Origin of the sequence: Isoptericola croceus (assembly GCF_029382255.1) — a bacterium.
In the GTDB taxonomy this organism is placed as follows: domain Bacteria; phylum Actinomycetota; class Actinomycetes; order Actinomycetales; family Cellulomonadaceae; genus Isoptericola; species Isoptericola croceus.
Genome location: NZ_JARLLG010000007.1, coordinates 16,923 through 40,975, shown reverse-complemented (window position 1 = coordinate 40,975; position 24,053 = coordinate 16,923). Strand labels below are relative to the sequence as shown.

Annotated in this window: 34 protein-coding genes and 2 pseudogenes; 8 read left to right on the top strand and 28 right to left on the bottom strand. The window is 70.9% G+C overall.

Annotated features, from left to right (window positions below; all coding sequences use genetic code 11):
* Nucleotides 1-34: 34 nt before the first annotated feature.
* The gene (locus PZC42_RS14900) at nucleotides 35-1,156 is read right to left on the bottom strand and encodes a hypothetical protein (RefSeq protein ID WP_277212331.1); all 1,122 of its coding nucleotides are present in this window, start codon (nucleotides 1,154-1,156) and stop codon (nucleotides 35-37) included.
* 87 nt (nucleotides 1,157-1,243) lie between these two features.
* Here PZC42_RS14900 and PZC42_RS14895 point away from each other — a divergent pair, with 87 nt between their 5' ends.
* The 7 genes and pseudogenes from PZC42_RS14895 (at nucleotide 1,244) to PZC42_RS14870 (ending at nucleotide 5,890) form a co-directional block, all read left to right on the top strand.
* Nucleotides 1,244-2,500: a vWA domain-containing protein gene (locus PZC42_RS14895; RefSeq protein WP_277212330.1), complete on the top strand. Its 1,257-nt coding sequence runs from the start codon at nucleotides 1,244-1,246 to the stop codon at nucleotides 2,498-2,500.
* An 82-nt stretch (nucleotides 2,501-2,582) separates the two neighbouring features.
* Nucleotides 2,583-3,725 (top strand): sigma 54-interacting transcriptional regulator, encoded by a 1,143-nt coding sequence (locus tag PZC42_RS14890; protein ID WP_277212329.1) that lies wholly within the window; start codon nucleotides 2,583-2,585, stop codon nucleotides 3,723-3,725.
* Nucleotides 3,722-3,967: a DUF7455 domain-containing protein gene (locus PZC42_RS14885; protein ID WP_277212328.1), complete on the top strand. Its 246-nt coding sequence runs from the start codon at nucleotides 3,722-3,724 to the stop codon at nucleotides 3,965-3,967. The genes PZC42_RS14890 and PZC42_RS14885 overlap by 4 nt, the downstream gene beginning before the upstream one ends.
* A 314-nt stretch (nucleotides 3,968-4,281) precedes the next feature.
* Nucleotides 4,282-4,788: pseudogene (locus tag PZC42_RS22675) on the top strand (helix-turn-helix domain-containing protein); the annotation flags it as partial.
* A 138-nt stretch (nucleotides 4,789-4,926) separates the two neighbouring features.
* A complete protein-coding gene (locus PZC42_RS14880) occupies nucleotides 4,927-5,205 on the top strand; it encodes a glutaredoxin domain-containing protein (protein WP_277212548.1) in 279 nt (92 codons plus the stop codon).
* Nucleotides 5,202-5,399, top strand: coding sequence for a hypothetical protein (locus PZC42_RS14875; protein ID WP_277212327.1), 198 nt, complete (start codon nucleotides 5,202-5,204; stop codon nucleotides 5,397-5,399). Before PZC42_RS14880 ends, PZC42_RS14875 begins: the two co-directional genes overlap by 4 nt.
* 38 nt (nucleotides 5,400-5,437) lie before the next feature.
* The gene (locus PZC42_RS14870; RefSeq protein ID WP_277212326.1) at nucleotides 5,438-5,890 is read left to right on the top strand and encodes a hypothetical protein; all 453 of its coding nucleotides are present in this window, start codon (nucleotides 5,438-5,440) and stop codon (nucleotides 5,888-5,890) included.
* 73 nt (nucleotides 5,891-5,963) lie between these two features.
* On the opposite strand, the gene PZC42_RS14865 is transcribed toward PZC42_RS14870, so the two are convergent.
* The 12 genes and pseudogenes from PZC42_RS14865 to PZC42_RS14810 form a co-directional block, all read right to left on the bottom strand.
* Nucleotides 5,964-6,545, bottom strand: a complete 582-nt coding sequence (locus PZC42_RS14865; RefSeq protein WP_277212325.1) for a hypothetical protein — start codon at nucleotides 6,543-6,545, stop codon at nucleotides 5,964-5,966.
* Between the two features lie 100 nt (nucleotides 6,546-6,645).
* Entirely contained in the window at nucleotides 6,646-7,863 is a 1,218-nt protein-coding gene (locus PZC42_RS14860) for a hypothetical protein (RefSeq protein WP_277212324.1), read from the bottom strand.
* A 129-nt stretch (nucleotides 7,864-7,992) separates the two neighbouring features.
* Nucleotides 7,993-8,244, bottom strand: a pseudogene (locus tag PZC42_RS14855) (transposase); the annotation flags it as partial.
* Nucleotides 8,241-8,876: a hypothetical protein gene (locus PZC42_RS14850; RefSeq protein WP_277212323.1), complete on the bottom strand. Its 636-nt coding sequence runs from the start codon at nucleotides 8,874-8,876 to the stop codon at nucleotides 8,241-8,243. The gene PZC42_RS14850 and the pseudogene PZC42_RS14855, both read right to left, overlap by 4 nt.
* On the bottom strand, nucleotides 8,873-9,118 hold the full coding sequence (locus PZC42_RS14845) for a hypothetical protein (RefSeq protein WP_277212322.1): 246 nt from the start codon (nucleotides 9,116-9,118) through the stop codon (nucleotides 8,873-8,875). The genes PZC42_RS14850 and PZC42_RS14845 overlap by 4 nt, the downstream gene beginning before the upstream one ends.
* Nucleotides 9,115-9,507, bottom strand: a complete 393-nt coding sequence (locus PZC42_RS14840) for a hypothetical protein (protein WP_277212321.1) — start codon at nucleotides 9,505-9,507, stop codon at nucleotides 9,115-9,117. Before PZC42_RS14840 ends, PZC42_RS14845 begins: the two co-directional genes overlap by 4 nt.
* 40 nt (nucleotides 9,508-9,547) lie before the next feature.
* Nucleotides 9,548-9,823 (bottom strand): hypothetical protein, encoded by a 276-nt coding sequence (locus PZC42_RS14835; protein ID WP_277212320.1) that lies wholly within the window; start codon nucleotides 9,821-9,823, stop codon nucleotides 9,548-9,550.
* Nucleotides 9,805-10,140 (bottom strand): hypothetical protein, encoded by a 336-nt coding sequence (locus PZC42_RS14830; protein ID WP_277212319.1) that lies wholly within the window; start codon nucleotides 10,138-10,140, stop codon nucleotides 9,805-9,807. Before PZC42_RS14830 ends, PZC42_RS14835 begins: the two co-directional genes overlap by 19 nt.
* The gene (locus tag PZC42_RS14825) at nucleotides 10,137-10,562 is read right to left on the bottom strand and encodes a DUF2493 domain-containing protein (protein WP_277212545.1); all 426 of its coding nucleotides are present in this window, start codon (nucleotides 10,560-10,562) and stop codon (nucleotides 10,137-10,139) included. Before PZC42_RS14825 ends, PZC42_RS14830 begins: the two co-directional genes overlap by 4 nt.
* The gene (locus tag PZC42_RS14820) at nucleotides 10,562-10,864 is read right to left on the bottom strand and encodes a hypothetical protein (RefSeq protein ID WP_277212318.1); all 303 of its coding nucleotides are present in this window, start codon (nucleotides 10,862-10,864) and stop codon (nucleotides 10,562-10,564) included. Before PZC42_RS14820 ends, PZC42_RS14825 begins: the two co-directional genes overlap by 1 nt.
* Complete coding sequence (gene orn, locus PZC42_RS14815) at nucleotides 10,864-11,451, bottom strand: oligoribonuclease (protein WP_277212317.1); 588 nt, start codon at nucleotides 11,449-11,451, stop codon at nucleotides 10,864-10,866. The genes PZC42_RS14820 and orn overlap by 1 nt, the downstream gene beginning before the upstream one ends.
* Nucleotides 11,448-11,666, bottom strand: coding sequence for a hypothetical protein (locus PZC42_RS14810; RefSeq protein ID WP_277212316.1), 219 nt, complete (start codon nucleotides 11,664-11,666; stop codon nucleotides 11,448-11,450). Before PZC42_RS14810 ends, orn begins: the two co-directional genes overlap by 4 nt.
* A gap of 123 nt (nucleotides 11,667-11,789) precedes the next feature.
* Here PZC42_RS14810 and PZC42_RS14805 point away from each other — a divergent pair, with 123 nt between their 5' ends.
* On the top strand, nucleotides 11,790-12,122 hold the full coding sequence (locus PZC42_RS14805) for a hypothetical protein (protein WP_277212315.1): 333 nt from the start codon (nucleotides 11,790-11,792) through the stop codon (nucleotides 12,120-12,122).
* Between the two features lie 21 nt (nucleotides 12,123-12,143).
* Here PZC42_RS14805 and PZC42_RS14800 read toward each other — a convergent pair whose 3' ends face one another.
* The 15 genes from PZC42_RS14800 to PZC42_RS14730 form a co-directional block, all read right to left on the bottom strand.
* Entirely contained in the window at nucleotides 12,144-13,121 is a 978-nt protein-coding gene (locus PZC42_RS14800; RefSeq protein ID WP_277212314.1) for a DUF4192 family protein, read from the bottom strand.
* The gene (locus PZC42_RS14795) at nucleotides 13,118-13,771 is read right to left on the bottom strand and encodes a hypothetical protein (protein ID WP_277212313.1); all 654 of its coding nucleotides are present in this window, start codon (nucleotides 13,769-13,771) and stop codon (nucleotides 13,118-13,120) included. Before PZC42_RS14795 ends, PZC42_RS14800 begins: the two co-directional genes overlap by 4 nt.
* Nucleotides 13,768-14,481: a hypothetical protein gene (locus tag PZC42_RS14790; protein WP_277212312.1), complete on the bottom strand. Its 714-nt coding sequence runs from the start codon at nucleotides 14,479-14,481 to the stop codon at nucleotides 13,768-13,770. Before PZC42_RS14790 ends, PZC42_RS14795 begins: the two co-directional genes overlap by 4 nt.
* The gene (locus tag PZC42_RS14785) at nucleotides 14,474-14,764 is read right to left on the bottom strand and encodes a hypothetical protein (protein ID WP_277212311.1); all 291 of its coding nucleotides are present in this window, start codon (nucleotides 14,762-14,764) and stop codon (nucleotides 14,474-14,476) included. Before PZC42_RS14785 ends, PZC42_RS14790 begins: the two co-directional genes overlap by 8 nt.
* A 27-nt stretch (nucleotides 14,765-14,791) precedes the next feature.
* On the bottom strand, nucleotides 14,792-15,403 hold the full coding sequence (locus PZC42_RS14780) for a hypothetical protein (RefSeq protein ID WP_277212310.1): 612 nt from the start codon (nucleotides 15,401-15,403) through the stop codon (nucleotides 14,792-14,794).
* An 88-nt stretch (nucleotides 15,404-15,491) separates the two neighbouring features.
* Nucleotides 15,492-15,875: a hypothetical protein gene (locus PZC42_RS14775; protein ID WP_277212309.1), complete on the bottom strand. Its 384-nt coding sequence runs from the start codon at nucleotides 15,873-15,875 to the stop codon at nucleotides 15,492-15,494.
* Nucleotides 15,872-16,009 (bottom strand): hypothetical protein, encoded by a 138-nt coding sequence (locus PZC42_RS14770; RefSeq protein WP_277212308.1) that lies wholly within the window; start codon nucleotides 16,007-16,009, stop codon nucleotides 15,872-15,874. Before PZC42_RS14770 ends, PZC42_RS14775 begins: the two co-directional genes overlap by 4 nt.
* Nucleotides 16,006-16,617 (bottom strand): metallophosphoesterase family protein, encoded by a 612-nt coding sequence (locus tag PZC42_RS14765; RefSeq protein ID WP_277212307.1) that lies wholly within the window; start codon nucleotides 16,615-16,617, stop codon nucleotides 16,006-16,008. Before PZC42_RS14765 ends, PZC42_RS14770 begins: the two co-directional genes overlap by 4 nt.
* A gap of 45 nt (nucleotides 16,618-16,662) precedes the next feature.
* Nucleotides 16,663-16,908: a hypothetical protein gene (locus PZC42_RS14760; protein ID WP_277212306.1), complete on the bottom strand. Its 246-nt coding sequence runs from the start codon at nucleotides 16,906-16,908 to the stop codon at nucleotides 16,663-16,665.
* A 20-nt stretch (nucleotides 16,909-16,928) separates the two neighbouring features.
* Nucleotides 16,929-17,363, bottom strand: a complete 435-nt coding sequence (locus PZC42_RS22585) for an HNH endonuclease (protein ID WP_277212305.1) — start codon at nucleotides 17,361-17,363, stop codon at nucleotides 16,929-16,931.
* Nucleotides 17,360-18,481 carry a hypothetical protein gene (locus PZC42_RS14750; protein WP_277212304.1) on the bottom strand — a complete coding sequence of 374 codons (1,122 nt, stop codon included), beginning with the start codon at nucleotides 18,479-18,481 and terminating at the stop codon, nucleotides 17,360-17,362. Before PZC42_RS14750 ends, PZC42_RS22585 begins: the two co-directional genes overlap by 4 nt.
* A 94-nt stretch (nucleotides 18,482-18,575) precedes the next feature.
* A complete protein-coding gene (locus tag PZC42_RS14745; protein WP_277212303.1) occupies nucleotides 18,576-19,031 on the bottom strand; it encodes a single-stranded DNA-binding protein in 456 nt (151 codons plus the stop codon).
* Nucleotides 19,032-19,159: 128 nt separating this feature from the next.
* Nucleotides 19,160-23,317 (bottom strand): DNA polymerase III subunit alpha, encoded by a 4,158-nt coding sequence (locus PZC42_RS14740; protein WP_277212302.1) that lies wholly within the window; start codon nucleotides 23,315-23,317, stop codon nucleotides 19,160-19,162.
* Between the two features lie 83 nt (nucleotides 23,318-23,400).
* Nucleotides 23,401-23,808 (bottom strand): hypothetical protein, encoded by a 408-nt coding sequence (locus tag PZC42_RS14735; RefSeq protein WP_277212301.1) that lies wholly within the window; start codon nucleotides 23,806-23,808, stop codon nucleotides 23,401-23,403.
* Nucleotides 23,809-23,830: 22 nt separating this feature from the next.
* Nucleotides 23,831-24,046, bottom strand: coding sequence for a hypothetical protein (locus PZC42_RS14730; protein WP_277212300.1), 216 nt, complete (start codon nucleotides 24,044-24,046; stop codon nucleotides 23,831-23,833).
* Nucleotides 24,047-24,053 lie beyond the last annotated feature (7 nt).

The window sequence follows — 24,053 nt, the reverse complement described above, 5'->3', positions numbered from 1 at the left end:
CCGAAGGTTGGAGCGCCAGCGGTGCGGCGCCCGGTCAGCTCGTCGCGGCCAGCGACACGTCCAGCGGAACCTCGCGGCGCGTCCACTGGGCCGGTTCGCGGCTGGCCCAGCGCCGCTTGCCGCCTCCGCGCCGCGCTCCGCCGGTGAACGGCTTGGCGGTCACGTACAGCGGCTGGCCGGTGCGGGCGGCTTCCAGGATGAAACCGCTCTTTCGGGTGCGTCTGCTGGGCAGGGTGAACACCCCGATCAGGTCCTCACCGTCGACCTCGAGGTCGACCAGCGTGGAGTTGCCCTGGGCTGTGTCGAGGCTGAGCGTGACGTCGCGGCCGACCTTGAGCTTGAACGGCTTGGACAGCCGGGCGCGCATCTGCGTGCCGCTGTTCGGGATCGGGGTGGCCAGCGCGACCGAACCGTCGAGCACGCCCCGGTCGCGCAGCCGCACGTCGGCGGCGCACAGGGCCGCCCACTGGTCGGTGATGAACTCGGCTCCGGCGTAGGTCGAGCAGGCGTTGGACAGACCGCCGTAGACGGCGCTGTTCACGGCGAAGGCTTCGGTGCGGGCGATGGCCTGCAGGTGCGGGCTGTGCGTGCCGTCCGTGACGACGGCCAGCAGCCTGGTCATGGCTTCGGGCACGGGGTCACCGGCGATGCCGTAGGCGTTCGCCCAGACGTCGAACGTGCGGCCGGGGTCGTCGCCGGGCAGCCACATCTTGTGCCGCAGCGCCTCGGTGAGCACGACCAGGTGCGGTGCGCTCGGCAGCGAGGTGCACAGCGCCAGCACGCGCCGGGCGCCGGCGATCTCGACTCCGGCGTCCCGCTTGGCGAGCAGGCGGGCGAGACGCTTCGCGGTGGCGCGGTCGTCCAGGACCAGGCGTGAGTGCGGACCGATGATCGCCACGGCGTCGGCGGTGCTGGCGACCTTGCGGGTGCGGCCCTGAGGGTCGCGGCACAGCACGACCTGCCCGTCGTCGCCGGTCCAGGCGTAGTGGTCGGCGGCCTTGCTGGACGCGTCGAGGTCGAACACCTGGGGGACGACGGCGCTGGCCATGCGCTTCCTCGGGCGACCGGCAGCCGACGCGGCGGCACGCTGGCGGGCGTCGTAGGCCTTGAGCAGGTCGCCGACGGCCACGACGGCGGGCGGGTTCGTGGTGTCCATGGCCGCCAGGTTGGAGCGCCAGCGGTCCGGCGCCCGCGGGCACCGCGCGGGCGAGTCTCCAACCTGCGCCGTATGGACCCGCGACCGATGACCGACGAACAGTCCGCCAGCCTGCAGGTGTGGCGCTACCTGGCCATGGAGAAGATGCCCTACATGGCGGGGCTGCTGTTCTCCCTGCGCGTGCTGGACGCCCCGGGGCTGGGCACCCTGGCCGTCGATGCGGGCTTGCGGCTGTACATCGACTTCGATGCGATCGCGGACCGAAGCGACGACGAGCGCGCCCAGATGCTGCTGCACGAGGTCGGGCATCTGTTCGCCGACCATCACCTGCTGGCGGAGGAGCTGGGCGTCGACCAGCGCACGAAGGGCCGGGCGATCAACGTCTCGGCCGACGCGAGCTTGAACGACGACCTGCGTGACGCGGGCTGCGAGATCTTCGCCGACGACGGCGGGTTCATCTTGCCGTCGGTCCTCGGTGAGCCGGACTACAAGACCCCGCACCACTACTACCGCTCGCTGACGGACGACGACGAGGGCCAGGACGGCGGCGATGGGGGCGATGGGGGCGAGTACACCGGCTGTGGGTCGGGCAGCGGCAGCGAGCCTGCACCGTGCGAGCTCGGTGACGACGACGCTGGCGGCACCGCACCGGCGGCGAGCCGCGTCCAAGTGGAGGTGGCCGGCGCGATCATCGAGCACGCCAAGAACCGTGGGCGCGTTCCGGCGGGTCTGGCCGAGCGCACCGAGCAGATCCTCGCCCCGTCGACGACGCCGTGGCAGAAGATCCTGGCCTCGATGGTGCGCCGGGGTGCCGCCTCGCGGGCGGGCACGTTGGACGTGGACACCTCGCGCCGGTCGAGACGTCGTCACGACGCCCGCTTGGGTGGCACCGGCCGTCGCCTCGTGGTGCCGGGGATGCACACGCCGGTGCCGCGCGTGGCGTTGGTGCGCGACACCTCCGGGTCGATGAGCGCGGGTGATCTGAACGCGGTCACCAATGAGGTGGAGGCGATCAGCCAGCGCGTCGGAATCCGCGGGATGGACCTGCGGGTGATCGACGTCGACGCGGACGTGGCAGCCGAACGCGGGTACCGGCGTGCCAGCGACCTGGCGGTCCGCCACGGCGGTGGCGGCACGGACATGCGGGTCGGGATCGATGCTGCGCTGCAGGTTCGTCCGAGGCCGTCGGTCGTCGTGGTGGCCACCGACGGCTACACGCCGTGGCCCGAGGAGCCGGTCGGGGTGGCGCTGGTGTGCGTCATCGTCGGCACCGACGACCAGCGCCCCCGTGCGATCTCGACGGCGCCGTCGTGGGCGAAGGTCGTCGAGGTCGCGACGAGCTAGCCGACCCGCGCGACGGCGGGCGCACGGCGTCGGGGTCTCCAACCTGTCCGGCAGACGGAAGCCACGAGACATGGAGGACCCGATGAGCACGCAGACGCTGACCTTCCCGGCCACACCGATGATGCGGGCGCTGGCTGCGTGCGTGCGCTCGCGCGTGCCGGTCTTGATCTGGGGAGAGCCGGGACAGGGCAAGACCGCCGTCATCGAGTCCCACGCCGCCGCGTGGCAGATGCACTGCGAGACCGTCGTCGGCTCGATCCGCGAGGCGACCGACTTCCTGGGCCTGCCGATCGAGGACGACGGCCGCGTGGTCTACGCGCCCCCGGCGTGGGCGCCGCGTCTGGCCGAGGCCGAGACTGGACCGCTGTTCCTGGACGAGCTGACCACGTCGGCGCCGTCGGTGCAGAAGGCGATGCTGCGGGTGCTGCAGGAGCGCGTGGTCGGCGAGCAACCGCTGGGCGAGAACGTCGCGATCGTTGCGGCGGCGAACCCGCCCGAGACGGCCGTGGACGGATGGGACCTTCCCGCCCCGATCGCGAACCGTCTGGTGCACCTGGACTGGAAGTTCGACGCCGCCACGTGGCTCGACGGTCTGGTGACCGGGTTCGGCACGCTGGACGCGCCGTCGATGGCTGATCTGCTGGGCGAGGCCGACAGCCAGGCGCGCACTGTGGCCGCGCAGACGGTGGCCCGCTTCCTGGCCCACCGTCGCGACCTGATCGCCCCGCCGGTGCCGTCGGACCCGACTGAGGCGGGCAAGGCGTGGGCCTCCCCGCGTTCGTGGCACAACGCCGCCGTCGTCCTGGCCGAACTGGACCCGCGCGACCAGGACGCGTCCGCACTGGTGCTGACCGGCACGGTCGGCGCCCAGGCGGCCAAGGAGTTCATGGCGTGGCGCGCCACGCAGGACCTGGTCGACCCGGCCGAGGTCATCGCCGACCCGCGCAGCGTCGACTGGTCCGGCGAGCGGCCTGACCGGCTGTTCGTGCTGGTGCAGTCGGTGGCGGCGCTGGCGGTCTCGGACGACACCACCGGCACATGGACCGGTGCGATCCGTGCGCTGACGTTGTGCGCCGAGGCGGGCAAGCCGGACGTGGCGCTGGCTTCGATGCGCACCCTGCTCGCCAAGCGGCCCTCGGGCGTGCGGATTCCGGCGCGCACGCGCGACGCGTTCGCGGACCTGTTCACCCACGCTGCGCGCTGGACCGACAAGGAGGCGGCGTGAGCGCCCCGGCCCAGGCACAGGACGTGCCCACGCTCGAGGTGCCCGGCCTGAGCCGGGCGGCCTACCGCGCTGCGGTGGGAATCGGCTACGAACGCTGCGACGTGTGCGCCCATCGCGCCTACGTCGTGACCACGACCGCCGCCGGTCCGCTGTCGTGGTGCGGGCACCACTTCGAGCGGGTGGGGCGGGTTGCCGGCCCGGTGGTGCGTGACGTGCGTGCCCGCCTGCGGAGTCAGCCGTGAGCTTCGCCCGCCCCGTGGCGCCGCCGACGGCGGAGGCGACGGCGTTCCGCGAGGCGCTGTGGGAGGTCTACGACCCGGACCGTGACCTGGACGATGCCTACGTGCGCGACCTGATCGGTCGGGCGGCGAAGGTCTCCGGGGCCAGGAGCAGCCACCTGCTGCGGGCAGGGAACGTGCGCCGGTGGCTGACCGACCCGGACTGGTCGCCGCACGTCGACGATGTCGCTCTCGAGCGGGCTGCTGGGTTCGACTGGGAGGCGATCCGGTCGCTGAACCACGCGGAGTTCTTCGAGCTGGTGCGGCGCCTGGCAGCCATGTTCGACCCGTTCAGCCTCCTCGACGACGACACGCGCTCGGTCTACGACCGCCACGACACGGGTCCTGGACGGGCTGGGGCGCGGCGTCTGGCCTGGCTGTCCGCACCGCGGGGTGACCGGGTGCGGCTGGCAAGGTCGGTGTACGCCGCTCGCAAGGCCGCCTCGTGGGGCGACGAACCGTGCCGCGCGGATCGCGCACGCCCTCGCGCCCCCGAGCCCGGTCCGGCGTGGACCGGGATGCTGGCGGCCGCCCGCCGGCTGGGTGTGCCGCAGATGCGCCTGCGCGCCCACGTGCTGGCCGGGACGCTGCCGGCACGTCGCCGCGAGGGCGACGCCTGGCAGGTGTGTGTCCCGCCCGACGGTCGGCTGCCGGACTTGGACCCCGTGCGCGACCTGCTGACCACCCGCGAGGCGGCGCAGATCCTCGGCGTGGGCGTGAAGTACGTCTACGCCCGGATCTCCGATGGCCGCCTGCCCACAGTGCGGGCCCCTGGCGGGGTCACGGCCGTGCGCCGGTCGGTGGCGATGGCCGCCGCCGAGCTCGAGGGCCGTGGTGTCCGCAGCCGAGCTGTTCGCCGCGCCGGTCCGCTGTCAACACCACCTGTACGACTCGAACGACCTACCGTGAAGGGCTGCTCCCCCATGGCTTCCACCATCACCGTCTACTCCCAGCCCCGCTGCGTCCAGTGCGGCGCGACCTACCGCAAGCTGGACCGTCTCGACGTCGAGTACAGGGTCGTCGATGTCTCCGAGGATCCCGCCGCGGCCGAGATGGTCAAGGCGCTGGGCTACTTCGCAGCGCCGGTCGTGGTCGTGCAGACCCCCGACGGCGGCGAGCACTGGACGGGCTTCAAACCGGACAAGCTGGAACGCGCCGCCGAGCTGGTGCGGACCGCACAGTCGGTCTCGGCAGTCGCATGACGACCGCCGACAAGGCGCCGGTCCGTCCGAAGCCTCCCCGCGAGACGGCGCGTCCGGCTCCGGTCGCCAGTCGTCGTCGGCCGCGCCTGACGTGGGTGATCCCCGCCGCACCTCGTCCTGCGATCGGGGTGCCTGCGGCGGTGGTCGTGGGCCTGACGGCGGCCCTGGCCACCGGAGCACTGATGAGCTCGTGAGCGGGGCGCCGCGCTCGGAGATCTCCAACATCTCTGCCATGACGAGGATGAACGGCGACCTGGACGTCGCACTGGACGCGATCGCGTTGTGCGAATCGGCCACGCTGGGCAATCTCGACGACGTCGAGGTGATCGTCGAGGTCACCGACACCGAGCAGGTCACGCAGTGGCTGGCGCCGATCCTGCGCGACATGCTCGTGCGGTCCCGTATGGGCACGGCGCACCCCTCGGGGCGGTCGCTGCGCGAGGCCGGGCTGTCGGACCATGCGATCCACCAGATCCGTCGGTGCGTGGTCGGCGACGCGATCCCGGAGTTCACGGGCACGCCGGTCGAGCCTGCAGAGCGGTGCCGGCAGATGGCTCACGCGTTCGTCTGCTTCGCCGACGAGATCGCTGCGGCCTCCGGCTCGATGCAGGGCACCCGACTGGCGATGGAGTCGCTGCGACTACTGCGTGAGCGGATCCTGAGCCGGCTGCGGACTGCGCGATGAGTGCGCCACGAGGCGGCCGGGCCGCCGTCGGGCTGACACCCTCAACTGCGTTGAGCCCTCAGACCTCGCCCGCCTACGAGCACTCGAGATCGTCCGGGACCGCGCTGCCGCACAGGTAGAAGTCCCAGTCGATCTCCAATATGTACGGATCGTCGCCGGCCTCGTAATGAAACCGCAGCTCCCCGATATGGCCTCCGGCATCCCCGACGCTGGCCGCGACCATGATCTCGTCCAGTTGGCCGTCGGAACCGGCAAGGTCATCGCATGAAGCGGTGGCGACGTATCCGACAGCATCCGACTCAACCTCACCGTCGAACTCCTCGTCCTGCGGATCCAGAGGTGTTCCATGCGTACTCAAATACGGATCCGACGTGGCGCTGTCGAAGGAGCGCACAAAGGTCTCGACTGACTCGGGCTCCAGCCCCTTGTCCGAACTCCACTCGATCCCGGTGATCCTGACCGGCCCCTTACCTCCGATGGTGCAGGGCAGGAACGACCCGAACGTTCCAGCCCAGACTTCGCCTTCGGCCCGCTCCTCGGGCGGTAGCAATGTGCCTTCGCCCGATCCTCCGTAGGTGAGCGACAGCGGATGCGCCTCGTCGTCCTTGTGCACGGCGCTCGTGGCCGAACACGCGCCCGCGACGAGAAGCAGCACCAAAACCGACACCAGACTACGAACTCTCATCATTCTCAGCCCTTTCATGGGTGAGTGACCAGGTGCGGGGTGGCCGTTCCCGCCACCCCGCACCGTCAGTTCATCGCCGATACAGGGCGATATTTCCCGCCTTCGACGGGTAGGTCTGCTTTCCGCAGAGTTTCTGCTTGTTTCCTACGATGCTGTACTGGTAGGTCTTCGCCGAGTTGAACTGGCCTTCCACAGAGAGGTCGACGCCGATGACCGACTTGAACTTTACTCCAGTGGAGTGCTTGTATGAATGCCCGTCGGACAGACCGCGGGTCCACGTTCCCGCGCTCACGATCGAGCAGTTCTTGTAGGTTGGACTCGGTCGGCTGGAAAGATTGACATGGGTGACTCCGCCGGTCTCGTAGCGAGGCTCCCAGGTGCTCCGACCAGCGCCGCAGGCCCATCCACTGTTATAGTACTTGCCGTACATGACCTCGACGCGGTACGCACGGTACTGCTTGGAGTAGTTCCAATCGTGGCCCCAACTGCCGGAAACCGTCTTGGTGCCGCTGGAACTCCAGCCGCCGTTGCTGGCCGCGATTCCGAAGGTGGTCTTGTGGGTAGCAGTTTTCGAGTACTGCATACGGGCCTTGGTGCCACTGTCACTCCCCTTGAGAGGGTAAGTAGTCCCGACAGTAGCCCACCTCCTACTGCTCTGTTTCAGCGTCTTCTTGGAAGGAGGGCACACTGACAAAGGGACGGCAGTGTCGGTGTCACTGGACGTCGAGAGCACGTTGTTCAGCTTGGAGTTCGATGCGACGCTGGTGAGTACGGCCGATGCGACCTGGGGGCGTGAGGCTGAAAGGGTCGTGGGGCCGTCCGGGTGCTCGGGGATGTACAGCGGGTCGGCCCATGCGCTCTGCCCGTGGAGGTCCAGTTCCTGCACCGACAGCGACGTCGTGCCCACCCAGTCGCTCTTGCCCCCTGAATCGAGGACGGTCACATCGAAGTGGACGAGCCCTTCGGAGTTGATCGCGTCGGCTGGGAGGGAGTCTGCGGGAATGTGGACGGAGATCGTCGTTCCGTCAGAGGAACTGACCTCCGGAACGATCCGGAACGAAGTCAACTCGTCGCCGACTTCCAGCTTCGACTCGTACTCCTGCGACGGCCAGGCGTCGAGGATCACCTGCAGGTCAGGCGAGGCCTTCACTCCTGCCGGCACTTGAAGCTCGAAGGCCACCGGGTCAGGGGCCACCGGGTCAGGGGGGGTGGCCGACGAGGCCGGAGCGAGCCCGACGAGCATGGCCGCGGCAGCCGATGTCGCCAGGATAGCGTTGTGACGCTTCACATCTACTCCTTCGTGATGGGAATGTTCCCTGCGCCAGCGACACTAGCCCACTCACGTATGCTGCATGCCAGTCATCCCAGGACTTGAGGATGATCTGAGGCAGATCCGATGATTCATGAGAAAACTGGCTCAATGCAGTTGAGGGTGTAGCAGGGGTCTGAAGCCTCCGGCCTCCAGCAGGGATCGGGCGATGTAGTGGGTGAGGTTGCGGAAGCCGAGCGCTGAGCCGCGCAGGTGTTCGAGGCGGCCGTTGATCGCCTCGGTGGGGCCGTTGCTCGTTCCGGGCAGGTCGAAGAACGCGAGCACGTCCGCGGCGCGCTTGGTCAGCGTCCGGCCGAGAGTGATGAGCTCGGTGAGGGTGGCCGGAACGCTGCGGGTCAACTCCGGCTCGGGCAGCGATCTGGGCGACCGACCATCCGCACGCCTGCAACGCCTGGACCCTGCGCCTTGTCCCGGTCGCGTCGGTGTTCGCCCCTGGTGCCAGGTCGTCCAGTCGTGGCATCGGCACGGCCAGCAGTGCGCGGGCCGTGCGGGCGCGGGCCCGGGTGCGCGGCGCGCCGTCGTCGCGGTCGCGGCGTCCGAACAGCAGCGGGTACAGGGTCGAGCGGGACACGCCGGCGAGGTCGGCGACCCCGCTTCCAGCCCAGTCCGGCCGCCATGAGCCGGCGCACGTGGGTGACCGCCGGCCGCGCGTCGACGTAGGCGGTGCGGCCGTTGGCCTGGTCGATGGCACGGACCCGGTTGTAGGCGCTGCGGGCCTGGGCACATGGCTGGCAGCGGCAGTTGTCGAGCTGGTACATGGCGTATGTGCCGTGGGTGTGTGCGCCGTCGTGGGCGCAGGTCTTCGGGGTGCGGTCGACCGCGGAGGAGGAGGTACGGCGGCGCCGGGCGGCGTCGGCCTTGGCCTGCCAGCGCTCGCACGAGTGTCGGCGCAGCGCGGCGTCAGCCAGCGCCTGGGAGGCGTACTGGCCGTGCCAGGAGCACGGGCACCCGGCCCGCACGATCTGAGTCATGGGGACCTCTCGTCGTCGCCGTCGGGCACGTCCAGGACGAACTTGCCGAACTGGTCGTCGTCGATGTCGACATGGCGTAGCTCGATCACCGGCAGGTCGTCACCGTCGTCGACGGGCGCCAGGCGAATCGAGGCGATCCGGTAGCCGTCCGGAGTCTCCTGGTAGCGCATCTTCGACATGAACTCGGCCAGCGAGCCCAGCACCTCGTGGTCCATCGGCATGCGGTCGACCATCGTCCTCACGCACCCTTCGTGGTTGCGCTGGCCTTGGTCGAGGCCGCGTCGGTGCGGTGCGGATGCAGCAGCCGACGGGCCTCGTCCAGGTCTGCCAGGGGTGGCACCATGTAGCCGTCGAGGTCGCTGGGGTAGTTCCGCTCGCTGTAGGCGCCCATCGCCGCGGCGACGTCGATCTGGTCGGCGCCGACGACGACGACCTTTCCGCGGCGGGCCAGACGGTCCAGCACGACACGGTGGCCGTACACGTCGCGCACAGCCTTGATGCGCCCGGCGCGGGTGATCGACGCGACGACGCCGAGCTCGACTCGGGCCGGGGAGTTCGCCGTCGCGTAGAACGTGATGATGGCCAGGTCCCCGCGCTTGGCCGGCTTGGCCGGCTTGGTCGTCGTCGTCATGGCCGAAAGGTTGGAGGGCTGCAGTGGCCGCGCCCAGGACTCACCGGGCCGCGAGGCGCTGATCGCGGCGACGTGCCCGCATGACCTCCAGGTAGCGGTCGCGACGCCGCGCACGGCGCACCTCGGCACGCTGGACCGCTCGACGGTCCCACAACAGCTCCCCGCGGGCGATGCGCCGCCACGCCGCGTCGTCACCCCCACGCGGCGGGCGCCAGCGCGCCGAGACGACGATGTCTTGGCAGGGATGGCGTCGGCAGGGGCGCAGGGCCACGGCGCGGCAGCGCACGCACACGAACCTCATCGAGCGAGAGACCATGGGTCCGCCTCCTGGATCGTCGTGTCCCGGCCTGGGTCGATCATCGCTTCGAGGTACTGGGTCTCGAACTCGGTGTAGGTCGTGCGGCCGTGCTCGGCGAACCAGTCGAGCAGCTCGCGCGAGGCGTAGGCGTCTACGCGTGTGCGTGGGCCGTAGAACAGGCTCATCGGGTCGATTCCTGCCTCCCAGCCGCGCCGGTTCAGCAGAGCCGGGCCGAGCGCGTTCTCGGCGGCCGCGTAGCGGGCCTCGAGCAGGTCCTGGAACTCGGCGCGGATGTGACGCCAGGTGTCCATCGCGTGGGTGATGACGGCGCTCATCGTTCCTCCCGGTCGGCTCGGATGCTGACATCCGGAAGGCTGGACGGGTCCGGTCGCTGCGTCCCGGTGGTGTGATGCTCGTGAACGTCGATGCCGGCCTGGTGGGCCAGGCGAGCAGTCATGGAGGCTCCGCGCGAGCCGTCGCGGATGAAGGCGACGCACACGTCGGCGCCCGCGGCGACCATGGCGGCGTTGCGCAGATACCCGGCGCGGCGACCGTGCTGCTGCCAGTCGGCCGGGTGACGCTCGACGTGCCAGCCGAGCTCGCGGGCGACCCGCTCAGCGATCGCGTCGGCTCCGCGTGGGCAGGCACCGGACACGAGGGTGACCTGGCTCGCAACAACACCTGCAGCGCCGGTCAGCGCGCGGCGGATCGTCTCGTCGTCGTCCCAGGTGCGCGACCCGGTGACAAGGATCCGCATCACGGCTGCACCGGGTGCGGCCCGCGCACCATGACGGGGAAGCCGGCCGGGGCGTCGAACACGACCAGGGACCAGCCCTCGGGGATCTCGCGCAGCGCCACACCGGAGGTTCTGGCGTCGGTGGCGGCGGCCAGCGCCTGAGCGGCCTGGGCGGCGACCTCGTAGCGCGGCGCGGTCACGTGGCGGTAGTCGAGGCTGACCTCGTACTTCCACTTGCCGGAGGCGGTAAACAGGTGGCCAGGCACCGCGGCGGGATCCACCTCGGGCTCGCAGGTCCCGGCCGTTGGTCCTCGGAACGCCATCAGGCCACCTGCCCGGCCGGGGTGAAGATGCGATCGCGCAGGCGGCGCAGCTGGTCCAGAGACTCGCGGATGTCGGCCATCGCGGTGTGCGCGGCCTTCTTGGAGGTCCACGTGTCCGACCCGAACCACCAGTAGGCCAGCGCCGCCACGGACGAGACGTCGATGCTGCGGTAGTGCAGGTGCTCGGTCACGGCGGGCAGGTGGGCGTCCAGGAAGTTCAGGTCCAGGCGCACCGAGTTGCCGGCCAGACGGCCCTGACGGCGGGCCGGCGCGAACTGGCGAATGTAGGCCAGCAGCTCACCCTCGACCTGCTCGCGCGGGGTGCCGGAGGCGATCCGGTCCCACAGCCCGGTGCGCTCGTGCATCTGTTCGACGAACGCGTCGGTGTTCGCGCGCAGGAAGTCGATGTCGCCGTCGTAGCGCACCACGGCGTGGTCGCCGGTCTCGTCGAGCAGGTTCAGGTCGGTGTCGGTGATCAGGCAGGCGACCTCGAGAAGCTGGCACGAGTCCGTCTTGAGGCCGGTGGTCTCGACGTCGACCCAGACCAGCAGATCCGGGTCCTCCTCGGCCTTGGGGATGATCGTCACAGGTGCTCTCCTCGCATCCGGGCGCGCCGGGCGCGCTGGTCGACGACGTCGCGCACCCTGATCGCCCAGGCGCCGGCGGCCACGATCAGCGTGCAGGCGCCGATGGTGCGCCCGTCGATGCCGTCGGCGGCCAGCCCCAGGCGCACACCGAGCACGGCCAGGACGGCCGCGGCGGCGAGCGAGAGGTAGATCCCGCTGGGGTGCGTCGTGCTCATGTCCGGCAGGTTGGAGCACCACGCGCACCGCGCCCTGGCGAATCGAACTTTCCAACTTGTTGACAAGTATCCGGTCGTGCCCTAACTTAGAAACAAGTCAACGAGTTAGGGAGCGCACCCGACATGCTGCAGATTCAGCTCGGAACCCGCCGCGAGGCCGACCCCGACGACGCCCTCGGACGCACGGTCGTCGGCTGGTGGCCAGGCATGGACGAGGACGAGGCCTGGGCGTCAGGCCGCGGCGTCTGGAAGCTCAACGCCGACCGGGTCCTGGAGAACGACGAGGTCCAGATCGTGAACACCGAGGGCACCGTGCTCGCCATCGCGCGGATCACCGGTGTCACCAAGCACGGTGACCGCAGGGCGGTCGAAGGCACGCTGATGCGCGGCGACGCCCGCGTCGGCAAGCCGACCACCACCGCACACCGCTCGCGCAACTCCGTCGGGTACTTCTAGCCCAGGGTGACCCCTCCAGGGTCACTCCCCCGCGATCCGGGCGATGTTGGCGGACACCACCCACCCCGGCGCAAGGCCGGCGCTCAGCAGGTCCGCCGCGGTGCGCGCCTGCGGCGACGACGTCACGGTGAGCGCGGCCGAGGCGTGCATCTGGGCCATGGCGACGTCGTCGGCGGACCACCATCCCAGCACCGCCGCGGTGACCAACGCCCCGGCACGCATCTCGAGCGGGGCGTGCGCAGCCGCGTCACGGGCCAGGGTCTCGACGGCGCGAGCGCGTTCGTCGGGCTCCGGAGTCGACATCGCCAGCAGGTGGTCGACGACTTCCAGCAAGCTTGACGGCTGGCCGGGGGCGTCGCTGAGCTCGGTCAGCAGCCGCACCACCACCCCGTCGGTACCCATCACGGCAGCGGCGCGGCCGAGCTCGACCGGGTCGCTGACCGGTGAGGCGACGGCGGCGATGAGGTCGGCGACGTCGCCGGGGCCCGGCGTGTGCTCGGCGGCGCCTCGGGCTGCCGCCCGACGGGCGTCCGGACTGGCCAGGTACGGCATCGACTGCTCGCGCGAGCCGGTGAACGTCTTGTCGTGCAGCACCATGCGGGCGTGCACGCGAGTGTGCTGCAGCTCGCCCAGCGGTGACGCGACAGGTTCCGAGACGTCCAGGTCGAACCAGTCGGTGGCGCGAACCTGCACCGCCACGGCGACACGGAGCGAGGACCGCAGGCGTTCGACGATGCGTCTCGCCTGACCGGTGTCGCCGGTGTAGAGCGCCACGAGCACGCTGTCACCGTCCTGACTAGGAGTCATCTCGGTGGCGATGGACTCGGCGATGCCCGGGTCCAGTACGGGGCCGTGCAGGTCGGTGCGGCGCACGCTGCGCACATGGTGCCCCGTCGGCTCGGACTCGACGACGGCCACCACGATCGAGTCGGCGGGCCAGAACCCGAGCTGGAAGGGGATCAGGGCGAGGATCTCGCGCACGTCGTAGTCGGTGTTCACCGGGGGTCTCCTGTCGTCTCGGGGATGCCGGCGGCGTCCATCAGCCAGGCGAGGGTCTCGGGGGCGATCTCGGCCTGGCGGCCGTCGTTGACGACCCAGAGCGCGAAGTCGTCGCCGAGCAGGTCCATGGCGCGGCGGCGTAGCGACTCGATGTGCTCGCGGCGTTGGTCGCTGGCATGGCGGTATTCCTCGGCGGCCTGGTGGCGCCGGAGGTACTCCTCGCGGGCGGCGGCGTAGTCGCGCAGCGGTGTCCCGGAGCCCAGCAGCCGCAGCACCAGCGCCCGACGGTTCCCGGTGACGCCGACATGCTCTAGCTTCCACGCCTGCTCGGCGTCGAACAGGTGCAGCTCGCCGCCCAGCCACAGGCGCGTGACTTCTGGCATGTCGGGCTCGCCGAGCTCGGTCAGGTCCAGGTTCTCGGCGACCTCGACGACGATCTGGGCGTCGTCGTCGCGTGAGTCGGCGACCGAGACGGTGCGCAGCTCGACGGCCACGGTGACGGTGCGGTGCCGACCTCGCTGCGGGACGTTGACCGGCTCCAGGCGAAGCCGTCCGAACCGGCGCCGCACGCGCACCGGGCCGCCGGGGAAGATGCCGAGCGGCACGGGCGGGGTTCCGGCGTCACGGTCGAGGCACATCACGGCGCTCATCTGCGGTTCCTTTCGGCGTCGTCGATCAGGGAATCCAGGACGTCGGCGCGTACCAGCACCCGCTCGCCTCGACGCAGGGCTGGCGCCAGAGCGGAGCCGTGCTCGATGACCAGCCCGTCGTCGAGCGGACCGTCGACCTGCGACCAGTGGGCCCGCAGCCGCGTCACGGCGTGCTCGGCGGCGTCCTGCTGGGCCTGGCGCAGTACCTCGCGAGCGCGCCGCTCGGCCTGCTCGCCGGCGTACTCGGCCAGGGCGTCGGCCAGCGGGACGAGCGCCTGGTGGGTGGACTGCACCCACGCCACGACCTGACGGCCGGCGCCCAGATCGGGCGCGGGCGGGCAGTACACGACGCACGGCGCCCCGATGATCTGGCCCCATTCCAGTGCCCGGTAGCGGGGCCGGGCCGGGGCGGCGTCGGTGCCCATCAGGTCGACGGTCAGCCGGTCGGCCACAGCGCGCAGCGCGTCGGCGTCGTCGGAGTCGTCGCCGACCAGGCGGGCCAGCAGCAGGCCGGTGCGTCCGCGCGTGGTGTCCTCGGCGAGGCGGACCTTGGCGCGCAGCGGCCGGCCGGGCGCCGGGCGTCCGCGCACCTGCTCGCGCACCAGGGAGCCGTGCAGCAGCATCACAGGTACGGGTGGGTGGCCGATGATCTCGGGCTGGCCGGCGAACAGGCCACGGGTGTGGGGGCGGCTCAGGGTCTGGTCACTCATCGGCGACGACCTCCCACGGTCCCACCAGGCGTGATTCGATCCGCAGCGCGGGCTTGTTCTCGCGTCGCGGCAGATTCGCCAGGGCGCGTTGGGCCTGGTCAAGCGTGGCCATCTCGGCGCCGATCCTGATCGTGTGGGCTCCACCGCCCATCGCCGGCGCGCCGTCGTAGGCGAGCGTGTAGACGCGGCGCAGCCCGGCGGGCGCGAGGCACGTGCTGGTCGGACTCATACCCGGCAGGTTGGAGCGCGGCACCTCCTGCGCCCCGTCAGCGGTGTCACTCATCTGCGGCCTCCTCGGGCTTGATGAGGCTCATGCGGCTGCCTCGAGGTGTCCGACGTGGTCGCGGTAGCGGGCGATGGCCCACGGGATCGCATGGCACGCCCACTCGAAGCGGAACGACCAACAGGTCAGGTCCCACTCCCCGGTGTCGGTCAGCCCGGCGTCGTGCTCGACGTCGAACTCGTCCAGGGCCTGACGGAACGTGGTCTCGTCGTGCAGGTCCTCGTTGGTCGCGAAGGTGGAGACCAGACGGTGCCATGTCTCGCGGCTGCGGCCGGCCCACTCGGGCTCCTCGGTCAGGTACTCGCGCAGTCTCGACACGGCGTGCCCCTCGTCGTACTCGACGACGGCGGCGTGGCGGTCGACGGCCGTGACCTTCTCTCCCCAGTAGCCCAGGTTCGGGCGTCCGGTGCCGAACCAGGCGAACATGTCGGCCTCGCGGGCGAACGTGTACGCGCCCATGTCGCCGGTGTAGGCCAGGTAGCCGGGCCAGGTGACCAGCTGGAAGCCGCGCACGCCGGTGCCGGGCTTGGCCAGCCGGATGTGGCGGTACAGCCCGTCGTCGTGCAGGACGGTCAGCTCGTGCTCGGCGACGTCGGCGGCGAACCGGTCGGCCATCGAAGGCAGCGTCGGGGTGCTCATGACCACGATGTTGGAGCGTCGCGGACGCTGCGCCCGCTACGACGTCGGCCCGGCATAGCGGACACGCCGCTCATTCTGAAATGAGCTCTTAGGCATCGGTGGCCATCTCCTCGTGCTCGGCGCGCAGGTTGTCGATGACGCCGTCGGGCACGCGGTACCCGGCAGCGACGATCTTGACGAGCCGGTCGGCGCACATCGTCGCCGTGTCCTCGATGAAGGAGCGTCCGTCGTACGGTCCGCCGATGGCCACCAGCTCGGCGGCGTCGATGATGCGGGCGACCTCGGCGTGGCGGCGCAGGTAGGCCGCGGCCCAGCCGTGCGGGTCGACGGCCGGGTCGACGCCGATCGGGGCCGGCATCGGTTCGGCCGTGCGGTGCCGAGACGCGGCCACGTGGACCACCCAGCCCTCGTCGGACTCGTAGACGTAGACGTCGCTGGCGAAGTCTTCGCTGGACAACCGGCAGTAGCTCATCGGGGCCCTCCTGGTCCACGGGAGTCGGTCACGGTCGGCGCGCCGTCGTGGGCCCGCATCGGATCCTTGCGGTCGCCCGAGGGCGCCGGGCCGACGATCTTGGCGCCCGCGGCGCGCAGGATCTTGCGGATCATGCTGCCGACCCGCCCTGCTCTCCCTGACGGATCAACTCGGCGATCTCGTCGAGGTGCACGGGCCGGGACCAGGCGTCCCAGCCGACGTGGATCTGGTGATCGTGGCGCACCTGGTCGGCCAGGTGGGTGTGCCCGTGCAGCAGCCAGCGGCCCTCGTCGGGCAGCCGCCACTGGGTGTGGCGCACCTGGGGCGTGCCGTCGGCGGCCGGGTGGTCGGCCTGGTCGTCACCGGTGTCGTACGGGAAGTGGCTCAGCAGCACCTCGCGGCGGTCGATACGACGTCGCGCGGCCGCGGAGACGGAGGCGAACACCTCGAGGTAGTCGCGCTGGTGGTTGTGCGCCTTGCGGTGCATGGGGTGCACGCGGTCGTGGTTGCCGGCCACGAGGTGGTGCGTGGCCTCCAGCGCGCCGATGAACGACAGCGCGCGCCCGGGCGCCGAAGTAGCCAGGTCGCCGAGCCACCACACGGTGTCCTTGGGGCCGATGTGGCCGTGCAGCGCGTCGCACACGGCCTCGTCGTGCTCGGCCGCGGTGTCGAAACCGCGCAGCCGGGCGACGTACTCGTGCCCGAAGTGCACGTCGGAGGTGAACCAGACGTTGGCGCTCATGACCGGCAGGTTGGAGCGGGCCCGGCCCTGCGCCCCCGCCCAGCCTCAGTCCCAGTGGCCTGCGACGACGGGCATCGCGTCCAGGATCCGCCGCTGGCGGACGGGGTCGGAGCTGAGCAGGTCGGTGAGCTCGTCGTCGTCGAGCGTGGCGATCTTGGCACCGTCGCCGGGGCGTGCAGCGAGGGTGGCCCACATCGCCAGTTGGGCGCGGGCGAGCGTGGCAGCGTCGCGGGCGTCGTCGGACTCTCGCAGAAGCTCGCGTGAGGTCTTCGTCTCGGTGGTCGTCAGCATGGTCTCCTCCTGGTGGCGCGTCATCGGGCCAGGCCTTGGCGCCACACGACGTCGGTGGGCTCCCCGGCGGGGAAGTACCGGCGTCGACGACGCTGCAGCCTGTACATGTACAAGGCCCCCGGCACCCGGTCGCTCTTGCGGCGGTTGTGCCGCGCGCACAGGCCCTGGGCGTTCGACATGGCGGTGGCCCCGCCCTTGGACCAGGGGTAGACGTGGTCGCCCTGGGTGGGGCGCGCGGAGCAGCGCGGGCCGAGCAGCGGCTTGTGCTCGCAGCGCATCCCAGCGCGCACGAACATGGCGTGCCGCTGAGCGTCAGAGAACCGGCGTGCCGGGTCGCGCGGCGGGACGAACATCCCCCGGATCACCGGCCCGGCCCAGATCAGCAGCAAGGCCAGGACGACCACGGCCACGATGACCGGGAGCTGCGCCGCCCAAGCTGTCAGCTCGGTGCTCACGAACAGCTCCCGGTCCAGGACTGGGAGATCCGCACGCTCGAGTTCGCCGAGGCGCTGGCGGTGAACGTCCCCGAGCCGGACACGGTCCGAGAGACCGACGAGCCGCCGGAGCCGGAGGCTGACCCTGCCCCGGAGATGCTGAGCTTGACGTCGCCTCCACCGGTGGCGGTGAAGGTGACGCTCGCGTTGTCGGTGCAGGTCACCTGAGCGCTGGCGGTGGCGCGCCGAGGTTCGGGGTCCGGCTCGGGCTTCGGCTCCGGTGCTGGCTCGGGCTTCGGTGCTGGGTCAGGCTGCGCTTCGGGCTTCGAGTCGCCGCCCGAGGAGGTCCGTCCGCCCGAAGAACTGGTCTCCTGCTCGCGCTGAGCCTCCTCGGCTTCGCGCCGCTCCTTCGCCTTCTCCCCCTTGGCCTCCCGGGCCTCCTTCTCCTTCTTCGCTTTCGCTTCGGCCTCAGCCTGCGCGGCGGCCTCGGCCTCAGCGATCCGTTCCTGCTCGAACAGCTCGCGATAGTACGAGGCTGACGCCTCCAGGTCGGCGAGCTTCTCACGGGTGTACTCAGCCTGCGTGGCGGCGGCCTGCCGGCGTTGGGCCTCGACCTTGGCAGCCAGCGCGTCACGTTGAGCGCCGATCATGATGGGGTCGAGGCCAGCCAGGCGCAGACCGGCCAGCGCGCCGCCGATCACCACGACCACGATCAGGACGGCGGCCACGAGGCGCACCCATCGCACGCCGAGGCGGAACGCCACGGTCTGGCCCGTGGTGCGCAGCAGCGGCGCATCCTTCGGGTGGGTCGCTCGGTGCCGAGCCGTCCGGACCACGGGTGTCGGGCCGGACACCGGGCTCGACAGCCCGAACAGCGCGTGCACGCCCGACTCGGGTGCGGTCTCGCGCGGCGGTGCGGCGAGGGTGTGCTGTTCGCCGTCGCTCTCGTCGGCTGGCGGGTCGACGGCCGACGTCGGATCGGACGGCGAGGTGCCGCTCGACGCGGAGCGCCCGTCGTCGTCGGGAAAGCTCACCACCGCCGTGGGATCGGTCTGCGGACTCGCCGCAGACGCGGGGCTCGCTGACGTCTGCCCGGCCAGCGACTCCGCGCCGGTGCTGGTATTCGTATCGCTCGGCACTCGCTCCACCTCCTCACCAGGTTTCATGCACACGAAGCCGGGCAGGCCGCCCGCAGCCAGACCTGCCCGGCCCGTGCTGTGCGCTTCGCGAGGATCAGAAGTCGTCGTCCTCGTCCGCGGGCGCGGCAGCGGCCTTCGCCTTCGGCTTGGACGCCGTCTTCGCGGCGGGCTTCGCCGCGCTCTGGTCATCACCCTTCGGGTTGCGGGTCGGGCTGGCCGTGGCGAACCGCAGCTCGGGCCCGATGTGCTGGGCGACGTAGGAGGTGATCGTGACCTTCTTGTCCTCGCCGTCGATCTCGACGTCACGCTGGTAGGTCTCCGAGCGGCCGACCACGACGATGCGGTCACCCTTGGACAGGGACTCGCCGACGTTCTCGGCCTGCTTGCCGAACACGGTGATGTTGCGGAACTCGGGGTCGCGCTCGTTCTGGCCGTCGCGGGCCGGCGGCAGGTCGAGGGCGATGGAGATACGGGCGCGGGCCATGCCCGACTCGGAGTGCACGACCTCGGGGTCGCGGGTGAGGTTGCCGACGAAGGTGATCGCGTTCATGGGTGCTGCCTTGTCTGTCGTGCCCCGCAGGGCTGGGGTGCCGACACCACGAACCTGATGCCGGGTCGAGTCCGACACGACGTCGTCCTCTACCTGTACCTAGGGACCGGCATGTGGCGGTGATGACATCACGCGGCCGCGTCGCCAGAGATGCGTCGCCGAGATGCGGGGCGCCGAGCCTCGGTCTTGACGACGGGCGAGGAGACCTGCACCCATGCACGCTGAGACGAGGCGATCGCGTCGCGCGCTGCCGCCATCTCGTACTCGTCGGCGGGGCCCAGGTGATCGGTGCCGCTGCGGACCACGACCGCGCCCACGCCGTCCAGGACTCTGACCCACGACCCGTAGGACTCAGGCGGTCGCACGCCCCGCAGTGCCGTCAGCACCTCGCGCACCGGGGCGCCGCTCGCTTCGCGGGCCTCGCTCCACAGCAGGGCGCCGGCCCGCAGGACCAGCACCGGCACCCACTCGTGCGCTCCTCGGGCAGCCGGAGACCGGTCGACCGGCTTCGCGCTGCGCGCGGCCGGGGCGCCGTCGCCGAAGTCGTCCGAGGCGTCGGGGAGGATCTGGGGTCCGTCATAGGCGTAGGCGTCGTCGTACGGCGTGCTATCCGCGTCGCCTGGCTCTGGGCCCACGGCGGGCTCGTCGTCCCAGGGCGGGGCGCCGTCGGCGCGGGTCGGGCTCACCGGCTCCGCACTGTCCGCCGTCTCGCGCGCGTCCTGGCCCAGCGCACCGTCGATGACCCGCAGGGCGGGCCGCGCCGTGGCAGGCGGCACCTCGACGTGGGCGTCGTCGTCGACCTCGACCGGCCACAGGTGGCGCACCACCAGACTCGTGGTCGTCTGCGTCTCGGTCCGCTCCGCACCGGACTCGTCGACGCTGGTGACCTCCCGTTCACGGGTGTTGACCTGCCCGGAGACCCCCACTAGGTCGCCCGGCTGTGGGCTCGCGCCCCAGGACTCGGTGATGCGGCGCAGCTCGTCGTCGAACGCCACCAGCTCCATCGTCGAGCGCGAACCCTCCAACCGGGCGGTGGCCATCCGGCCACGGGCGTACGACCGCTCCGTCCAGTCGGCCAGCACCCCCAGCGTCAGCGCTGCGCCGTCTCCGGTGATCTTGTGCAGTGGGTGCACGGTGCGCCTGGTCGTGGCGTTGGCCCCCTGCGGCATCGGTGGGCGCCAGGCGCGCACCTGATCGCGCAGCGCCACCAACGGGTGCGTACCCAGCACGCAGCCCAGCAGCTCACGCTGGCGCGCCGAGCGCTCGACGACGCCCCACTCGGCGTCCAGGACAGGCGGGGCCATGTCGAGGTCGCCGGAGATCGCGCGGACGGACATCATCATGCCCAGGCGGGGGCCGAAGGCGTCCAGGGCTCCGGCGCCGATCAGCGCCTCCACCACCGAGACGGGCAGAGGTTCAGCACTCGCACGCATCCGCACCACGAAGTCGGCCAGCGAGGTGAACACCCCCGCCCGGTCGCGCTCGGCGACGATGGTCGCCGCGTTCTTTCCCACCCCGGCGATCTCCGCCAGGCCGAGCAGGATGTCGGTGCCGTCGGTCGAGGTGGTCACCGCGGCGCGGTTGACGTCCGGGGCGAGCACCGTGAGCCCTTCGGCCTCGAGGTCGACCAGCGACGCGGCACGCTTGACCTTGCCGTCGGTGCAGGCCAGCACCGCAGCGCCGTACTCCGCCGGCCAGTTCGCCTTGAGGTAGGCCGTGACGTAGGCGACCTGGCCGTACGCGGCCGAGTGCGACTTGTTGAACAGGTACTCCCCCGAGGCCTCGAAGGTCGCCCACAGACGTTCCAGCGTCGCCCGAGAGAACGCCGGGGAGATCTCGTGACCGTCGTCGTCCACCGTCGGACGCATGCCGCCGTCGAACCACAGCTGGGCCAGCTCGGCGAGCTCGGCGGCCTTCTTCTTCGCCACCGCCTTGCGCAGCCGGTTCTTCTCCGAGGCGCCGAAGCCTGCCACGACCGACCCGAGCAGCATGAGCTGCTCCTGGTACAGCACCGTGCCGTACGTCGACCCGAGCACCGAGGCGATCGCCGCCTGTTCGCCCGGGTCCGTCGTCAGGTAGTCGTAGGACACCTCCTCGCGGCCGTTCTTTCGGTCGGCGTAGCGGGTGTGCATGCCCTGGCCGAGCGGCCCGGGCCGGAACAGCGCCACCAGGGCCGACAGGTCGTCGATCGTGCCCGGCGCGACCTGTTCGCACAGCTTGGTCATCCCCGAGGAGTCCAGCTGGAACACCCCGGCGGTGCGGCCTGACTGCAGCATCGTCCAGACCGCAGCCGCCCGTTCCGGGCGGTCCGGACGGTCCGGGTCCAGGGCGTCGACATCGACGTTCTCGCCGGTGTTGGCCTCGACCATGCGCACTGCCTCGGCGGCGATGTCGAGGTTGCGCAGCACCAGGAAGTCCATCTTGACCAGACCGAAGGCCTCGACGTCCGGGCCGTCCCACTCGGTGATGCGCGGAGCATCCAGAACGGCGCCGTTGTCGCGGCGCATCGGCACCAGCGCGTCCAGCGGCTCGTCGGACAGCACCACCCCGCACGGGTGGGTCGAGGCAGAGGCGATCCGGTTCTCCATGCCGCGCGCCAGTTCCAGTACCTGCACGGCTCGCTCAGGATCGCCTGCGACCTGGCGCCGGAACGCCTCGGTCGCAGGATCGTCCGGGTCGTCGACCCGGGTCAGCGGGTACGGCTTGGCCCCCTTCATCGCGACCTTCTTGCACAGCGCGTTGGCCATCGACTGCTCGAACCCGAGCACCCGGGCCGCGTCGCGGATGACCGCCTTGGTGCGCTTGACGCCGAACGAACCGAGCTGGGCGACGTTGTGCCAGTCCCAACGGGTCGCGAAGTACCGCAGAACCTCGGTGCGGCGAGACTTGGCGAAGTCGACGTCGATGTCGGGCAGGCCGGCGCGCTGCGGGTCCAGGAACCGCTCGAACAGCAGGTTGTGGCGCAACGGGTCGATGTTCGTGATACCCAGGGCGTACGCCACCAGCGACCCGGCAGCGGACCCGCGCCCGGGTCCGACCAGGATGCCCTGGTCACGGGCCCAGGAGATCACGTCGGCCACGATCAGGAAGTAGTCCCCGAACCCTGAGGACTTGATCACCTCGAACTCGTAGCGCAGCCGGGCGCGCACCTCGTCGGGAAGGTCCTTGGTCGACGTCGCGGACTCGTCACTGTAGCGGCGCACCGCACCGACGGACACCAGGTGCTTGAGGTAGGCGGTCGAGTCGGCGAATCCGTCCGGCGTGGGGAAGGACGGCATGCGCACCCGCGGTGCCGGCAGGGTGCGCTCGGCGCAGCGCTCGGCGATCTTGACGGTGTTGTCGACAGCCTCCTGCCACCACTGCGCGCCGTCGAACAGGGCCCGCATCTCCTCCTCGGTGCGGAAGTGGTGCCCGTGACCGTGGAACGCGAACCGCTTCGGGTCCTCGAGCGTCTTGCCCGAGGAGTTGGCCAGCCAGGCGGCATGCGTGCGCTCATCGTCGACCGAGAGGTAGTGAGCGTCGTTGGTCGCCACCAGCGGTACGTCGAACTCGGCAGCCAGCTCCCGCAGGGAGTCGGTGACCCGGTGCTGAGCTTCGATGCCGTGGTCCATGACCTCGACGTAGACGTTCTCGCGGCCGACGGCGGCGATGATCTGGGCCAGCTGGTCACGCGCGGTGGCGCGCAGCTCGGCGGCGGCGCGAGACTCGGCGCTCGCCTCGCTGGCCTTGCCCTCGTGGTGCAGCCGCTCGGCCCGGCGCTCGCTCAGCACAGCCCGGTTCAGGTAGTAGGCCAGCGGGCCTCCCAGGCAGCCGGTCAGCACGATGATGCCCTCGGCGTGCTCGGCGACCAGGTCGTAGTCGATCCGCGGCTTGGTCCAGAACGACTCGGTGGCGGCGTTGGCGATCCGCACCAGGTTCGCCCATCCGGTCTCGGTGGCGGCCAGCAGCGTCAGGTGCATGTAGGACTTGTCCCGCTTGGCCTTGCGCGTGTCGCGGGCGGTCTCGTTGTCGCCGTCGTCGGGATCGACGGGCCCGGTACCCCGCTGGTGTCGGTCACCGAACGCCAGGTAGGCCTCGAGTCCGACGATGGGCTTGATGCCCGCGGCCTGCGCGGCCTCGGTGAGCTGCCACGCACCGGCCAGGGTGCCGTGGTCGGTGATCGCCAAGGCAGGCTGACCATCACGGGCCGCGGCGGCGACGTAGTCGCCCACCGAGGCCAGACCGTCCAGCGCGGAGTAGTCCGAGTGCGTGTGCAACGAGACGTAGCCGCCGGTCATGGTGCCCATGCCCTTCCTGTGGTGCGATCGGCGCGGGTGATGGCCCGCGTACTCGGGGTGTTGACGCCGTCGGGCCTCGAGCGACGACCAGGTCAGTTCGTACCGTCCGCGGCGGGCTTCTTGGCGCGCACCGCGACCTTGGCCTTGACCTGCTTGCCCTCGCAGCCGCGCGTCAGGGTGCAGCGCGCGGACACCGCGCCCGAGGAGTACAACGACCACGCACCGCAGGCCGGGCAGACGGCCACGGTGACCATCGGCTTGGGGCGCAGCAACGCCACGACGTCGGCGTGAGCGTCCAGCAGGCGCGCCTGAGCGACGGTGACCTCCAGGGCGCACGCGGCCTTCTCGCCGGCGTCGATCGCGGCGGCCAGGTCGGCCCAGGAGTCGGCCTTGGCGGCCTTCATCAGTCCCAGGGCCAGGCCGGCGGCTCGCACCAGGTCCGGCAGGTCGGGGTCGGGGTCGTTCATCCGCACCGGCGCCGGAGGCTTGCGGGCACTCATGGCGCCCCCGGCAGGTCGAGCATCACTCGATCACCCCGCGATCGGCGATCCGGTTCAACGCGACCCGCACCGCTTCGATGTCCACGTCGGGCATCGGCTCAGGGATGTCGGTGTCGCTACGACCGGACTCGGCCATCTCGTCCAGCGCGTCCAGCACGTCGAGCTCGAGGACGACCGAGCCGTCGTCGGACACGGTCGCCGACAGGGTGACGCCGGCGGCGTAGGTGCGCGTGGCCATCAGGGTG

Excerpts from the sequence above, each read along its gene's own strand:
- PZC42_RS14900 (WP_277212331.1), bottom strand. The coding sequence starts at position 1,156 with ATGGACACCACGAACCCGCCCGCCGTCGTGGCCGTCGGCGACCTGCTC.
- PZC42_RS14895 (WP_277212330.1), top strand. The coding sequence starts at position 1,244 with ATGACCGACGAACAGTCCGCCAGCCTGCAGGTGTGGCGCTACCTGGCC.
- PZC42_RS14890 (WP_277212329.1), top strand. The coding sequence starts at position 2,583 with ATGAGCACGCAGACGCTGACCTTCCCGGCCACACCGATGATGCGGGCG.
- PZC42_RS14880 (WP_277212548.1), top strand. The coding sequence starts at position 4,927 with ATGGCTTCCACCATCACCGTCTACTCCCAGCCCCGCTGCGTCCAGTGC.
- PZC42_RS14875 (WP_277212327.1), top strand. The coding sequence starts at position 5,202 with ATGACGACCGCCGACAAGGCGCCGGTCCGTCCGAAGCCTCCCCGCGAG.
- PZC42_RS14870 (WP_277212326.1), top strand. The coding sequence starts at position 5,438 with ATGACGAGGATGAACGGCGACCTGGACGTCGCACTGGACGCGATCGCG.
- PZC42_RS14850 (WP_277212323.1), bottom strand. The coding sequence starts at position 8,876 with ATGACTCAGATCGTGCGGGCCGGGTGCCCGTGCTCCTGGCACGGCCAG.
- PZC42_RS14840 (WP_277212321.1), bottom strand. The coding sequence starts at position 9,507 with ATGACGACGACGACCAAGCCGGCCAAGCCGGCCAAGCGCGGGGACCTG.
- PZC42_RS14835 (WP_277212320.1), bottom strand. The coding sequence starts at position 9,823 with ATGGTCTCTCGCTCGATGAGGTTCGTGTGCGTGCGCTGCCGCGCCGTG.
- PZC42_RS14830 (WP_277212319.1), bottom strand. The coding sequence starts at position 10,140 with ATGAGCGCCGTCATCACCCACGCGATGGACACCTGGCGTCACATCCGC.
- PZC42_RS14825 (WP_277212545.1), bottom strand. The coding sequence starts at position 10,562 with ATGCGGATCCTTGTCACCGGGTCGCGCACCTGGGACGACGACGAGACG.
- PZC42_RS14820 (WP_277212318.1), bottom strand. The coding sequence starts at position 10,864 with ATGGCGTTCCGAGGACCAACGGCCGGGACCTGCGAGCCCGAGGTGGAT.
- PZC42_RS14810 (WP_277212316.1), bottom strand. The coding sequence starts at position 11,666 with ATGAGCACGACGCACCCCAGCGGGATCTACCTCTCGCTCGCCGCCGCG.
- PZC42_RS14805 (WP_277212315.1), top strand. The coding sequence starts at position 11,790 with ATGCTGCAGATTCAGCTCGGAACCCGCCGCGAGGCCGACCCCGACGAC.
- PZC42_RS14795 (WP_277212313.1), bottom strand. The coding sequence starts at position 13,771 with ATGAGCGCCGTGATGTGCCTCGACCGTGACGCCGGAACCCCGCCCGTG.
- PZC42_RS14790 (WP_277212312.1), bottom strand. The coding sequence starts at position 14,481 with ATGAGTGACCAGACCCTGAGCCGCCCCCACACCCGTGGCCTGTTCGCC.
- PZC42_RS14785 (WP_277212311.1), bottom strand. The coding sequence starts at position 14,764 with ATGAGTGACACCGCTGACGGGGCGCAGGAGGTGCCGCGCTCCAACCTG.
- PZC42_RS14780 (WP_277212310.1), bottom strand. The coding sequence starts at position 15,403 with ATGAGCACCCCGACGCTGCCTTCGATGGCCGACCGGTTCGCCGCCGAC.
- PZC42_RS14775 (WP_277212309.1), bottom strand. The coding sequence starts at position 15,875 with ATGAGCTACTGCCGGTTGTCCAGCGAAGACTTCGCCAGCGACGTCTAC.
- PZC42_RS14770 (WP_277212308.1), bottom strand. The coding sequence starts at position 16,009 with ATGATCCGCAAGATCCTGCGCGCCGCGGGCGCCAAGATCGTCGGCCCG.
- PZC42_RS14765 (WP_277212307.1), bottom strand. The coding sequence starts at position 16,617 with ATGAGCGCCAACGTCTGGTTCACCTCCGACGTGCACTTCGGGCACGAG.
- PZC42_RS14760 (WP_277212306.1), bottom strand. The coding sequence starts at position 16,908 with ATGCTGACGACCACCGAGACGAAGACCTCACGCGAGCTTCTGCGAGAG.
- PZC42_RS14745 (WP_277212303.1), bottom strand. The coding sequence starts at position 19,031 with ATGAACGCGATCACCTTCGTCGGCAACCTCACCCGCGACCCCGAGGTC.
- PZC42_RS14740 (WP_277212302.1), bottom strand. The coding sequence starts at position 23,317 with ATGGGCACCATGACCGGCGGCTACGTCTCGTTGCACACGCACTCGGAC.
- PZC42_RS14735 (WP_277212301.1), bottom strand. The coding sequence starts at position 23,808 with ATGAGTGCCCGCAAGCCTCCGGCGCCGGTGCGGATGAACGACCCCGAC.
- PZC42_RS14730 (WP_277212300.1), bottom strand. The coding sequence starts at position 24,046 with ATGGCCACGCGCACCTACGCCGCCGGCGTCACCCTGTCGGCGACCGTG.